This is a genomic window from Rubrivivax gelatinosus IL144, from assembly GCF_000284255.1.
Taxonomy (GTDB): domain Bacteria; phylum Pseudomonadota; class Gammaproteobacteria; order Burkholderiales; family Burkholderiaceae_C; genus Rubrivivax; species Rubrivivax gelatinosus_A.
On sequence record NC_017075.1, the window covers coordinates 4,471,049 to 4,483,361 of the forward strand.

The 12,313-nt window shown below is 72.4% G+C and carries 11 protein-coding genes; 5 read left to right on the forward strand and 6 right to left on the reverse strand.

Going from position 1 to position 12,313, the window contains the following annotated elements:
- Window positions 1–10 precede the first annotated feature (10 nt).
- From RGE_RS20300 to thiM, 5 genes are all read right to left on the reverse strand, one after another.
- Window positions 11–742, reverse strand: coding sequence for a DsbC family protein (locus tag RGE_RS20300; protein WP_014430351.1), 732 nt, complete (start codon window positions 740–742; stop codon window positions 11–13).
- Window positions 739–1,881: an FAD-dependent monooxygenase gene (locus RGE_RS20305; protein WP_014430352.1), complete on the reverse strand. Its 1,143-nt coding sequence runs from the start codon at window positions 1,879–1,881 to the stop codon at window positions 739–741. The genes RGE_RS20300 and RGE_RS20305 overlap by 4 nt, the downstream gene beginning before the upstream one ends.
- Before the next feature lie 63 nt (window positions 1,882–1,944).
- Entirely contained in the window at window positions 1,945–2,787 is an 843-nt protein-coding gene (gene thiD / locus RGE_RS20310) for a bifunctional hydroxymethylpyrimidine kinase/phosphomethylpyrimidine kinase (RefSeq protein ID WP_014430353.1), read from the reverse strand.
- Entirely contained in the window at window positions 2,784–3,449 is a 666-nt protein-coding gene (gene thiE, locus RGE_RS20315) for a thiamine phosphate synthase (RefSeq protein ID WP_052311029.1), read from the reverse strand. Before thiE ends, thiD begins: the two co-directional genes overlap by 4 nt.
- Window positions 3,442–4,272, reverse strand: coding sequence for a hydroxyethylthiazole kinase (gene thiM, locus RGE_RS20320; RefSeq protein WP_014430355.1), 831 nt, complete (start codon window positions 4,270–4,272; stop codon window positions 3,442–3,444). The genes thiE and thiM overlap by 8 nt, the downstream gene beginning before the upstream one ends.
- Before the next feature lie 257 nt (window positions 4,273–4,529).
- On the opposite strand from thiM, the gene RGE_RS20325 reads away from it, so the two are divergent.
- The 3 genes from RGE_RS20325 (at window position 4,530) to RGE_RS20335 (ending at window position 9,825) form a co-directional block, all read left to right on the forward strand.
- Window positions 4,530–5,381 (forward strand): MOSC domain-containing protein, encoded by an 852-nt coding sequence (locus RGE_RS20325; RefSeq protein WP_014430356.1) that lies wholly within the window; start codon window positions 4,530–4,532, stop codon window positions 5,379–5,381.
- 96 nt (window positions 5,382–5,477) lie between these two features.
- Complete coding sequence (gene ychF, locus RGE_RS20330) at window positions 5,478–6,572, forward strand: redox-regulated ATPase YchF (RefSeq protein WP_014430357.1); 1,095 nt, start codon at window positions 5,478–5,480, stop codon at window positions 6,570–6,572.
- Between the two features lie 61 nt (window positions 6,573–6,633).
- Window positions 6,634–9,825 (forward strand): CHASE domain-containing protein, encoded by a 3,192-nt coding sequence (locus RGE_RS20335; protein ID WP_014430358.1) that lies wholly within the window; start codon window positions 6,634–6,636, stop codon window positions 9,823–9,825.
- A 15-nt stretch (window positions 9,826–9,840) separates the two neighbouring features.
- Here the strand turns inward: RGE_RS20335 and RGE_RS23425 are convergent, their stop codons facing one another.
- Window positions 9,841–10,290: a GbsR/MarR family transcriptional regulator gene (locus RGE_RS23425; RefSeq protein ID WP_014430359.1), complete on the reverse strand. Its 450-nt coding sequence runs from the start codon at window positions 10,288–10,290 to the stop codon at window positions 9,841–9,843.
- Window positions 10,291–10,558: 268 nt separating this feature from the next.
- Here RGE_RS23425 and RGE_RS20345 point away from each other — a divergent pair, with 268 nt between their 5' ends.
- Both RGE_RS20345 and rpoH read left to right on the forward strand, forming a co-directional pair.
- Window positions 10,559–11,194, forward strand: coding sequence for a cysteine dioxygenase family protein (locus tag RGE_RS20345; RefSeq protein WP_148280252.1), 636 nt, complete (start codon window positions 10,559–10,561; stop codon window positions 11,192–11,194).
- Between the two features lie 161 nt (window positions 11,195–11,355).
- Window positions 11,356–12,276, forward strand: coding sequence for an RNA polymerase sigma factor RpoH (rpoH, locus tag RGE_RS20350; RefSeq protein ID WP_014430361.1), 921 nt, complete (start codon window positions 11,356–11,358; stop codon window positions 12,274–12,276).
- Window positions 12,277–12,313 lie beyond the last annotated feature (37 nt).

A 12,313-nucleotide genomic window follows, 5' to 3' on the forward strand; every position in this document is an offset into this window, starting at 1 on the left:
CCGCCGGAGGTCAACTCTTCCTGGACGCGGCCGCCAACAGCTTCTCGACCTGGTCGATCGGGATGGCGCCGGGCTTGCGCGTGCCGTCCTCGAAGACCACCGCCGGCGTGCCGTTGATGCGGTGGCGCTGGCCGAGCGCGACGTTGCGCGCCAACGCGTTGGCGTCGCAGGCGCCCATGGTCTTGGGCGGCACGACGCCGTCGAGCATCCAGGCGCGCCAGGTCTTGGCAGGGTCCTTGTTGCACCAGATGTCGCGCGACTTGGCGTTGGAATCCGGGCCCAGGATCGGCATCAGGAAGGCGTGGATCGTCACGTCCTTCAGGCCGGCGATGTCGCGCTCGAACCGTTTGCAGTAACCGCAGTTCGGGTCGACGAAGACCGCCAGCTGGCGCTTGCCACTGCCCTGGCGCAGCGTGATCGCGTCCTTGAACGGCAGCTTGGCGAAGTCGATCGCCGTCAGCTGGTCCTGGCGCGCCTCGGTGAGGTTGGTCAGCGTCTTGGTGTCGAGGATGGCGCCCTGGACGATGTACTCGCCCTTGGCGTCGGCGTAGAGGATCTCGGTGCCGCCGTAGCGCACCTCGTAGAGGCCGGCGATCGGGCTGGGGCGCACTTCGTCGATCTTGGGCATCGTCGGCAGGCGTTCGGCGAGCGCCTTGCGGATCGCGGCTTCCTGCGCCGCGGCGCTGCCGCAGGCGATCACGGCGGCGGCAGCCAGGGCCAGCCGCACGGTCGTCGTCTTCATCGGGGTTCCTTCGAAACGGCGGGGGGACGGTCCAGCGCACGCTCGGTGAGGAAACGCTTGAGCGGCGGCAGACGGTTCACCAGATCCAGGCCACGGTTGCGAAGTTCCCTGACCAGCGGTTCTTCGCTCGCGAACAGGTGCAGCAGCGCGTCGGTGAGCTGGCCCATCGCACGCGTCGGCAGCTCGCGTTCACGGGCGTAGCGGCGCAGCAGCTTCTCGTCGCCCAGCGCGCGCCAGGGCTCGCGCCCGGCGACAGCCGCCGACAGCGCGGCGACATCGGCCAGGCCCAGGTTCAGCCCCTGGCCGGCCAGCGGATGCACGACGTGGGCGGCGTCGCCGACCAGCACCCAGCCCGGGCCGCAGAGGCGTTCGGCGCGGCCGAAGGCGAGCGGGAAGTCGGCGCGCACGCCGGCCAGGCGCAGCGCGCCGGCGGCGCCGCCGGTGGCTTCGGCCAGCGCGGCTTCGAAACCGGCATCGTCCAGCGCCATCAGCTCGGCGGCACGCGATTCGGGCACCGACCAGACCAGGCCGTAGCCGTGGCCGGCGCGCGGCCGGTCGAAGGGCAGCAGCGCCAGGATGTCGGGCGAGCGGAACCACTGGCGCGCCAGGCCGGCATGCGCCTGCTCGGTCTGCAGCCGCGCGCAGACCGCCCGCTGGCCGTAGGGGTGCAGCGCCATCTTCACGCCCAGGCGCTCGCGCGTCGCCGAGGCCTTGCCTTCGGCGAGCACGACGAGTTCGGCCGGCACCTCGCTGCTCACGCGCTCCAGATGCGGCGCGAAGCGTGCGGCGGTGCCCAGCGCGTGTTCGAGTTCGGCGGCGTCGACGATCCAGGCTAGGGCGTCGGCGCCCTGCGACCAGGCCGAGAAGTCGAGCGAGTTGCCCGGCACGTCGCCTTCGACGCGCATGTCGTGCACCGGCGTGCGGGCATCCGGGGGCAGCGCGTCCCAGACCCGCAGCGACTGCAGCAGCGCGACCGAGGCGGCGTTGAGCGCGTAGGTGCGGATGTCGGCGCGGCCGGCCGGCGCGACCGGCGGCGTGCTGCCGAGCAGCGCAACACGCAGGCCCTGGCGGGCGAGGGACAGAGCACCGGCCAGCCCCACGGCGCCGGCGCCACGGACGAGGACGTCGCAGGAGGCCATGCGGCGGATTGTAGGGAGCGGGCCGCGCGCGCCGGGTCGACGCCGCGCAAGCCCGCGACGGCGTCACAGCGGGATCAGCCGCGTCGGCTCGGGCGCTGCGCCGTGGTTCAGCGGCCCGCTGCCGGCGCCGGTGCGCACCGCCGCGCCGGCGGCCAGCGCCTGGCGCACGTAGGCGTGCGCGGCGCGCACCGCGGTCTCCAGCGTGTCGCCCAGCGCCAGCCGCGCGGCGATCGCCGACGACAGCGAGCAGCCGGTGCCGTGCGTGTTGGCGCTGGCGATGCGCGGCGCACGCAGCCAGAGCCGGCCGCCGTCGTGCGTGGCCAGCAGGTCGGCGACCTCGTCGCCCGGCAGATGGCCGCCCTTGAGCAGCACCGCCGGCGCGCCACGCGCCAGCAGCTCGTCGGCCGCGGCGGCCATGCCGGCTTCGTCGTCCAGCCGGCGGCCGGTCAGGAAACCGGCTTCGTCAAGGTTGGGCGTGACCAGCGCGGCGCGCGGGAAGAGCTCGGCGACAAGCGCCTGCACCGCGTCGTCCTGCAGCAGGCGCGAGCCGCTGGTGGAGATCATCACCGGGTCCAGCACCACCGGCGCCAGGCGGTGGGCGTCGAGCGCGCCGGCGACGGCGTGCACGATGTCCGGCGCATGCAGCATGCCGATCTTCACCGCGTCGGTGCCGATGTCCTCGGCGACGGCGTCGATCTGGGCGCGCAGCATCGCCGGCGGCACGCCGTGGATCGCGCGCACGCCCAGCGTGTTCTGCGCCGTCAGCGCGGTGATCGCCGTCATGCCGTAGGCGCCGAGCGCGGCGACGGCCTTCAGGTCGGCCTGGATGCCGGCGCCGCCGCCGCTGTCCGAGCCGGCGACGATCAGCACGCGCGCATAGCGGTGGGTGAAGGGCGGCGGCGTCATCGGGCGCCCTCCCCGACCACGCGGGCCAGTTCGCGCGCCGCCGCTTCCGGGTCGGCGGCGGCGCAGATCGCGCTGACGACTGCGACGCTGTCGGCGCCGTGCGCGATGGCCAGCGCGGCATTGCCGGCGTGCAGTCCGCCGATCGCGACCAGCGGCAGCGCCGTCGCCTCGCGCGCGGCGCGCAGGCCCTCCAGCCCCCAGGGCGGCGCGGCGTCGGTCTTGGTCGCGGTCGCGAAGACCGGGCTGGTGCCCAGGTAGTCCAGCGGCAGCGCGGCGGCGCGGCGCACGTCGTCCAGGGTCTCGACCGACCAGCCGATGAAGACTTCGGCCGGCAGCAGCCGGCGCGCGTCCTCGACCGGCATGTCGCTCTGGCCCAGGTGCACGCCGTCGGCGCCGATGGCCAGCGCGACGTCGACGCGGTCGTTGACGACCAGCGGCACCCGCAGCGGCGCGAGCAGCGCCTTCAGCGCCCGGGCACGTTCGACGAAGGCCCGCGTGCCGAGCCGCTTCTCGCGCAGCTGCACGCAGCGCACGCCGCCACGCACCGCGGCGGCGACGATCGCCTCCAGCGACCGGCCGCCACAAAGCGTCTCGTCGGTGACCAGCATCAGCCGCAGCGCCTCGACGCCCCAGCCCTGCATCGGCGTGCGGCGCTCAGTCATCGACGATCCTCGCGCGGGCCAGGAAACCGGCTTCGTCGACGAGCTGCAGCGCGTCGACCAGCAGCGCGGCCATCGTGCCGACGCCGGCGCCAAGGGCGCGCGCCTGCTCGGCGGCGATCTCGCCGGCCACGCCCATCAGCGCGGTGGCCGCGGCGGTGGCGCGCCAGGCGTCGGGCTGCACGGCGCAGAAGGCGCCGACCAGCGCCGTCAGCGAGCAGCCGACGCCGGTGATGCGCGTCATCCATTCGTGGCCGTTGTCCAGGCGCAGCACTCGGCCGTCGGGTGCGACGACGTGGTCGACGGCACCGCTGACGCAGACCACGGCGCCGTGGTTGGCCGCCAGCGCCAGCGCCGGCTCCAGCGCGGCCTCGGTGCCGGCGCTGCTGTCGACGCCGCGCGTGGCGACGGCTTCGCCGGCCAGGCTCATGATCTCCGAGGCGTTGCCGCGGATCGCCGTCGGCCGCCCGGCGGCCAGCAGCGCCGCCAGCGTGCGGTTGCGGTAGGCGGTGGCGCCGGCGCCCACCGGGTCCAGCGCCACCGGCACGCCGCGCGCGTTGGCGGCGCGCAGCGCGATCGTCATCGCCTCGACGGCATAGGCGTCGAGCGTGCCGATGTTGATGACCAGCGCCTGGGCGATGGCCACCATGTCCTCCAGCTCCTCGTGCGCCTGGGTCATCACCGGCGAAGCCCCGGCGGCCAGCAGCACGTTGGCGTTGAAGTTGGTCACCACCACGTTGGTGATGCTGTGCACCAGCGGGCGGCGCTGGCGCAGGGCGTGGATGTCGGCCCAGAGATCGCGGGCCTGGAGTGTGGTTCTTGCCATGACGTCCTTGAAACGAAATGGCAGGTCGGCCGGCTCCGGAAGCGGCGGCGCAGCGGCACGGCGGCGGCGTCCGGACTCGACTTCCCTGCGCGAGGATTACCTCAATCAGGTTCTAAGGGACTCTCTCAGCCGGCCTGGCCGTCGGACGACGGCGGGGCCAGCACCCCCAGCGAGACCGCGCCCGGGGCGCGGTGACCGGCATTCTAGAAGCCGCCGGCGCTCACAATCGGCGCTTCTCCCGCCCATCGGAGGCCTGTTTGAGCGATCTCGACTGCCGCGTCGCGCAGCTGTTCGTCCACCCCGTCAAGTCCTGCGCCGGCATCGCCTGCAACGAGGCGCTCGTCGTCGAGACCGGCCTCGACCTGGACCGCGCCTGGATGGTGGCCGACAAGGACGGCCGCATGCTGACCCAGCGCCAGCTGCCGCGTTTGGCGCTGGTCTCGACGACGCTGCGCGGCGACGAACTGGTGCTGCGTGCGCCCGGCATGCTGACGCTGCATCTGGCGATCGACAACGTCGAGAGCGCCACCCGCGCCCGCGTCTGGGACGACGAGGTCGCGGCCTGGGACCTGGGCGCGCTGGCGGCGCAGTGGTTCAGCGACTTCCTCGGCCGCCCGGCGCGGCTGCTGCGTTTCGACCCCGAGCAGCGTCGGCTGTCCTCGCGCCGCTGGACCGGCGACATCGAGGCCGAGAACCAGTTTTCCGACGGCTTCCCGATCCTGGTCGCCTCCACCGCCTCGCTGGCCGAGCTGAACCAGCGCCTGGCGGCACGCGGCCAGCCGCCGGTGGGCATCGAACGGTTCCGCCCCAACCTCGTGCTCGACGGCCTGCAGCCCTTCGACGAGGACCATCTCGACGAGATCGTCATCGAGGCCGACGGCGGCCCGGTGCGGCTCAAGCTCGTCAAGCCCTGCGTGCGCTGCTCGATCCCGAACGTCGACCCGGCCAGCGCCGAGACCGGCGCCGAGCCCGGCGCGACGCTGGCCGGTTTCCGCGCCGACGCGCGCATGGACGGCGGCATCACCTTCGGCATGAACGCGGTGATCGTCGAAGGTTTCGGCCGCACGCTGCGCCGCGGCCAGGCCGCTGGCGCAAGCTGGGCCTTCTGAACACGCACGGCGGGCGCCGGCTGTAGGAAAATCGCCGCCTTCGCGACGGCGCCTGCCGCCGTCGCCCCGAACGCCCCCTTTCGCGAAAGCCCCTCCATGAGCCTCAAGTGCGGCATCGTGGGCCTGCCCAACGTCGGCAAGTCCACCCTCTTCAACGCCCTCACCAAGGCCGGCATCGCCGCCGAGAACTACCCGTTCTGCACGATCGAGCCCAACGTCGGCGTCGTCGAGCTGCCCGACCCGCGCCTGGTCAAGCTCTCGGAGATCGTCAAGCCCGAACGTGTCGTGCCGGCGATCGTCGAGTTCGTCGACATCGCGGGCCTCGTGGCCGGCGCCAGCAAGGGTGAAGGCCTGGGCAACCAGTTCCTGAGCCACATCCGCGAGACCGACGCCATCGTCAACGTCGTGCGCTGCTTCGACGACGAGAACGTGATCCACGTCGCCGGCCGCGTCGACCCGATCGCCGACATCGAGGTCATCCAGACCGAGCTCTGCCTGGCCGACCTGGGCACCGTCGAGAAGAGCCTGGTGCGCTACTCCAAGCAGGCGCGTGCCGGCGGCGACAAGGAGGCCCAGCGCCTGGTCGACGTGCTGCAGAAGTGCCAGGCGGCGCTGAACGAGGCGAAGCCGGTGCGCTCGATCGACTTCAGCAAGGAAGAGCTGGTCGTGCTGAAGCCGCTGTGCCTGATCACCGCCAAGCCGGCGATGTTCGTCGGCAACGTCGCCGAGGACGGCTTCGAGAACAACGCCTACCTCGAGCGCCTGCGCGAGTACGCCGCGGCGCAGAAGGCACCGGTGGTCGCGATCTGCGCCAAGACCGAGGCCGACCTGGCCGACATGTCCGACGAGGACAAGACGATGTTCCTGGCCGAGATGGGCCAGGACGAGCCGGGCCTGAACCGCCTGATCCGCGCCGCGTTCACGCTGCTGGGCCTGCAGACCTACTTCACCGCCGGCGTGAAGGAAGTGCGCGCCTGGACGATCCACATCGGCGACACCGCACCGCAGGCCGCCGGCGTCATCCACACCGACTTCGAACGCGGCTTCATCCGCGCCCAGACCATCGCCTACGAAGACTTCGTCGCCTTCGGCGGCGAACAGGGCGCCAAGGACGCCGGAAAGATGCGCGCCGAAGGCAAGGAGTACGTCGTCAAGGACGGCGACGTGATGAACTTCCTGTTCAACGTCTGATCCCCACGACCAAATCCTGAGCGGCGCGGCACGCGGCGCCGGGCGGCGGTAGAGTGATTCCGTGCGCCTGAACGCCGACGCCCCGCCCGCCGTCGCCCCCCCGCCCGCCTGGCGGGTCGCCGCCGCGACCGCGCTCGCCTACGCCGCCGTCGGCTGGATCGCGCTGCTGCTGGCGGTCCCGCCGGGCTACGCCTCGCCGCTGTACCCGCCTTCGGGCATCGCGCTGGTCGCGGCACTGGTCTACGGGCGCGCCGCGCTGCCCGGCGTGTTCGCCGGCAGCTTCCTCGTCAACGTCGTGCTCGGCGCGGCACGCGGCCAGACCGACGTCGCGGCGCAGCTCGCGCCGCTGGCCATCGGCGTCGGCGCGATGCTGCAGGCGGCGCTGGGCGCGGCGCTGGTGCGCCGGCTGGTGCCGCAACCGCTGGTGCTCGACAGCGCCCGCGACATCACCGCCACCGGCGTCTGGGGCGGCATCGTCGCCTGCCTGCTGAACCCGCTGCTGGCCACCGCCGCGCTGTGGGGCACCGGCGCGATCGCGCCGTCCCAGGTGGCGCTGAACGCGCTGACCTGGTGGGTCGGCGACACGCTGGGCGTGATGATCGGCGCGCCGCTGGCGCTGACCATCGTCGGCCGGCCCGCCGAAGCCTGGCGCCCGCGGCGGCGCACGGTCGCCGTGCCGCTGCTGGCGACGACGCTGCTGCTGTCGGGCGCGACGCTGGCCGTCGGCCGCTGGGACCGCGACCGTCTGGCCACCGCCTTCCGCAACGACGCCGCCTCGCTGGCCGCCGACACCGACCGTCTGCTGCACGAGCCGATGCAGGCGCTGCAGGCCCTGGCCGGCGCCTACCGCGCCGCCGGCGGCATGAACTCCGGCACGCTGGAAGACGCCGCCGGCTGGTGGCTGTCGCAGCCGCTGCAGCTGCGCGCGGTGGGCCACGCCAGCCGCGTCGCGCACGATGAGCTGGCCGCGTTCCAGGCGCGCCGGCGCGACGCCGGCGAAGCCGGCTTCACCATCTACACACGCGGGCCGACGAACGGCGGCGACGCCCTCGTCATCGACCTGATCGCCCCGCGCGAGGCGAACGCCCGCGCGCTGGGGGTCGACGTGACGACGGTCCCGGCGGCGCGAGCGGCCGTCGACCTCGCACGCGGCAGCGGCGAGCCGAGCGCGAGCGCCGCGTTCCGGCTGTCGCAGTCCGACCCGCACGACGACGAGAACGGCTTCGTGCTCTATTACCCGCTGTACGACGGCGCCAAGCCGCACGATCCGGCCGGGCGCCAGCAGCGTTTTGCCGGCGTGCTGTTCGTCACCGTGCGCGCCGAGCGCCTGCTCGCCGGCCTGCCGGGCAACGACGCCGCCGGGCTGCGCTGGTGCCTGGTCGACACCGAGCCCGGCGTCGAGCGCGCGCGACTGGCCGGCCCCGCCGGCTGCGAGAACGAACGCCTGGAACGCCTGTCGGCGCGCCACCGCATCGCGCTGGCCTCGCGCACGCTGGAGCTGCGCGTGAGCTCGACGGCGGCCTGGGAACGCGAGCGCCAGCAGACCAACGCCTGGGTGTTCTCGGTGGCCGGGCTGGCCGCTGCCGCGGTGCTGGGCGCGCTGCTGCTCACCGTCACCGGCCGCGCCCACCGCATCGGGCTGGCGGTCGAGGAGCGCACCGCCGAGCTGCGCCGCGAGATCGGCGAGCGCCGCCGCGCCGAGGAGGAGATGCGCGAGGTCCAGGACCGGCTGCGCGGCATTCTCGACAACGTGCCGATCGGCGTGATGTTCGCCGGCCTCGACGGCCGCCTCGTCGAGACCAACCCCTGCCTGTGCACGATGCTCGGCCGCAGCGCCGAGGAGCTGGTGAACTGCTCGCTGGACGACATCTCGCACCCCGACGAGCGCGAGGCCGACCGCCAGGCGCTGGAGGAACTGCGCAGCGGCAGGGCGAGCACGGTGCGCCGCCAGACGCGGCTGCAGCGTGCCGACGGCGCGGTGCTGCACGCGCGCACGCTGTTCACGCTGCTGCGCGACGCCGCCGGCCAGCCCTGGCGCCTGGCCGGCGTCGCCGAGGACATCACCGAGCACCGCCGGCTCGAGGAGTCCGAACGTGCGCTGCACCGCGCCGAAGCCGCCAACCGCGCGAAGACCGAGTTCCTCTCGCGCATGAGCCACGAGCTGCGCACGCCGCTGAACGCCATGATCGGCTTCGCCCAGCTGCTGGGCCTGGACCGCGACCCGCCGCTGGCGCCGCACCAGCGCGAGTGGTCGACGCAGATGCTGCGCGCCGGCTGGCACCTGCTGGCGATGATCAACGACACGCTGGACCTGGCGCGGCTGGAGACCGGCTCGGTGCAGCTCGACCTTCGCGCGCTGGACCTGCGCTCGGCCGTCGGCGCGAGCATCGAGATGATCGCCACCGCCGCCGAGCGCATGGGCGTCACCGTCGACGCCGAACTGGCGCCCGAGGCGCTGGCCGTGCTGGCCGACGACACCCGGCTCAAGCAAGTGCTGACCAACCTGCTGTCCAACGCCGTCAAGTACAACCGCGCCGGCGGCACGATCGTCGTCGAGTCGGCGGCGCCCGACGACCAGCACGTGCAGCTGCGCGTGCGCGACACCGGCCTGGGCATGACGCCCGAGCAGGTCGCCGGCCTGTTCCAGCCCTACAACCGCCTGGGCCGCGAGCAGAGCGGCATCGAGGGCACCGGCATCGGCCTGGTCATCAGCCGGCGTCTGGCCGAGCTGATGGGCGGCACGCTCGAAGGCGAGAGCAGCGCCGGCCGCGGCTCGGTCTTCACGCTGACGCTGCCGCGCGCCGAGCTCGTGGCCGGCGCGCCGCCGTCGACGATCAGCTCGCCGCTGGAGCCCTACGCCAAGCGCCGCGTGCACTACATCGAGGACAACGAGACCAACATCGAGGTCATGCGCGGCGTGCTCGCCCAGCGGCCGCAGATCGCGCTGGAGGTCTCGATGATGGGCCTGGACGGCCTGGCGGCGGTGCGCCAGCACCGGCCGCACCTGATCCTGCTGGACATGCACCTGCCCGACATCAGCGGGCTGGAGCTGCTGCGCCACCTGAAGCAGGACCGCGACGTCGCCGACATCCCGGTGATCGTCGTCAGCGCCGACGCGACGACGGCGCGCATGCAGGAGGCGCTGACGCTGGGCGCCGCGCACTACATCACCAAGCCGCTGGACGTGCGCCGCTTCCTGCGCACCGTCGACGAGGCGCTGGCCTCGCACGAAACGCGCTGGGGCCTGATCTGAGCCGCGCGCGGGCGCTCAGCCGCGGCGTCGGTCCAGCGCTGCCTGGCCGGCCGCGATCATCTCGGCATGCATGCTGCGGATCTCGTCGAGCCGGGCCCGGGCCTCGGGGTCGAGCGTGGTGCTGACCAGCAGCTCGTCGATCGCCTCCAGGCAGCGCTGCTGGCGTGCGATGCGGCGCTGGGTGAACACCTGCACCGGGTTCTCGACGAGGCGGAAATAGGCCTGGCGGTCGCCCGGGCGCGTGATGCGCTCGAAGACGCCCAGGTTCTCCAGCAACCGCGTCATCGTGCTGACGCTGGCGCGGCTGATCTGCATGCGCTCGCCGATCTCGGAGAAGCTGAACGGCCCGGGTTCGAGCATGAAGGTGGCCGCCATGCGCCCCAGGATCCGGGGCATGCCGTCGGCCTCGGCCAGCTGGCCGTGGGTTTCGATGAAGCGTTCGATGGCCGCGTCGTGGTCGGGCATGGATCTGGAACCGATGGGAGCCGCCCGGTGCGGGCGGCAGCATTACCGCGGTCACATTCAGTCTAGAACGAACAAACAGCGCTCACAACCGAGCCGCGCGCGCAGGTCGTCCCCTCACGACGACGGCCCTGCCGACGAAGGGATGCGGCTTGTGATCGCCCATTGTTCAGTCTAGACTGAACTGTCTGAACGATCCGCTCGCATCTCGGACGTTCGGGCACCAGCGGCACCTCCCGCGGGCCTGGTCGGATGCATGGGAATGCTTGTCGTGAGCCTCGAACCTCTGCGCCGCTTCGTGCAGGCCGCCAGTCTGGCCGTCAACGCAGGCGGCCTTGCCGAACCCCCTCTGCAACTGCTGGCCTGGCAGCTGCGCACCCTGCTCGGCCACGACGGCTGGCTGCCCGACGAGCTCGCGCGCCCGCACCGCGGCTGCAGCACCTACCTGCTCTACGCCGACCCGGTCGACCGTTTTTCGATCGTCAGCTACGTCACCCGGCCGGGCTACCGCTCGCCGGTGCACGACACCGGCGTCTGGGGCCTGTACGGCGTCCTGCGCGGCCGCCACCGGCTGCACCTGCACTCGCGTGCCGCCGATGGCCGCCCCGACAGCGCCGAGCAGATCGAGCTGCTGAAGCCGGGCAACGTGACGCTGCCCGATCCGGAGCGTCTGCCGATGTTCCAGATCGAGAACCCCGACGACGAGGCGCCGGGCATCGGCGTGCACGTCTACGGCGGCGTGCTCGCCGGCCTGCAGTCGCACAGCTTCGACGAGCAGGGCCGGCCGCAGACGCATGTCTTCAGCTACGCCAACTCGTGGATGCCCAATCTCTGGACACGGCGGGGCAACGACAACGTCGGCGAGAGCCTCGCCCCGGTGAGCTGGCGGCGCATGTCCAGCGTCTGAAGGCCCGCACGACGGAAGGCGTGCGCAGCCACGCCGCGTCAGACCAATCAGACATGTGAGCACATGCACACATTCCGTCGGCAAGGTCCTTTAGCACTCATCGGAAGCGAGTGCTAATATTCGACGGAACTCGAGACGCCCGACAGGACTCCCAAGCGACCATGAACCCTGCCACCACCGCCCTGACCGTCCGCGACCCGTGGGCTCTGGTGCCGTCGATCGGCAACCTGGACGCCTACATCACGGCCGTCAACCGCCTGCCGATGTTGACTGCGCAGGAGGAAGTGGCGCTCGGCAAGCGCCTGCGCGACCACGGCGACCTCGAAGCCGCCGGCCGTCTGGTGCTCTCGCACCTGCGCCTCGTCGTCTCGGTCTCGCGCCAGTACCTCGGCTACGGCCTGCCGCAAGGCGACCTGATCCAGGAAGGCAACGTCGGCCTGATGAAGGCCGTCAAGCGCTTCGACCCCGACCAGGGCGTGCGCCTGGTCAGCTACGCGCTGCACTGGATCAAGGCCGAGATCCACGAATACATCCTGAAGAACTGGCGCATGGTCAAGGTCGCGACGACCAAGGCCCAGCGCAAGCTGTTCTTCAACCTGCGCTCGATGAAGCAGGGCCTGAAGGCCGACGCCGCCGAAGCCGACCTGCACCGCAGCACGCTGACGCCCGCCGAAGTCGACACCGTCGCGCGCGAGCTCAACGTCAAGCCCGACGAAGTCATCGAGATGGAAACCCGGCTGGCCGGCGGCGACGTCGCGCTGGAGCCGCAGACCGACGACAGCGAAGAGAGCTTCGCGCCGATCGCCTACCTGGCCGACGACGCGAGCGAACCGACGCGGCTGCTCGAAGCCCGCCACCGCGACTGGCTGTCCGGCGACGGCATCGCCCAGGCCCTGTCGGTGCTCGACGAGCGCAGCCGCCGCATCGTCGAGGAGCGCTGGCTGAAGGTCAACGACGACTCCAGCGGCGGCATGACGCTGCACGAGCTGGCGGCCGAATACGGCGTCAGCGCCGAGCGCATCCGCCAGATCGAGGTCGCGGCGATGAAGAAGATGCGCAAGGCGCTCGAAGCGACCGCCTGAGGCGCCGCACCGCTGCCCCGCCGGGCCGCCTTCGGGC